1 protein-coding gene is annotated in these 387 nt (G+C 57.9%); it reads right to left on the reverse strand.

Annotation, left to right across the window (positions count from 1 at the left end; genetic code table 11):
* Positions 1-387: ferritin-like domain-containing protein (locus tag ABGN05_RS30045; protein ID WP_367957718.1), on the reverse strand; the 387-nt coding region annotated here is incomplete at both ends.

Here is a 387-nt window from a genome sequence, read left to right on the forward strand (position 1 = left end):
GTTGCCCATCTTCTTGATGAGTTTCACCTCCTTATCCAGATAGTGGCTTTCCAGGAAGTCACAGAGATGAGGGTCCGCGCGGGCAGAACCCAGGGCATGCAGATCCAAGAGGGCCTGATTCAGGTTCTTCTCCATGGCCAAGGCAGCTTCCATGGCCTCCTGGGTTTTACCCCATTCATCTTGAGATGGCTTCTGCACATCCTGGAAGAGTGCACGGCCCCCGCGATCGTTCTGAAACTCGAGGAGACGCTCCGCGCCCTCGCGCTTCTCCTCGGCCAATTCGCGGAAGAAGTGGCCTACGCCCTCCAGAGCCACGTCATCCCGATCAAAAAAGAAGCCCAGAGAGAGGTAGGTGTAGGAGGCCCGCAGGTGCAAGTTGACCAGGCG

It is taken from the genome of Aquibium pacificum (genome assembly GCF_040839445.1).
In the GTDB taxonomy this organism is placed as follows: domain Bacteria; phylum Pseudomonadota; class Alphaproteobacteria; order Rhizobiales; family Rhizobiaceae; genus Aquibium; species Aquibium pacificus.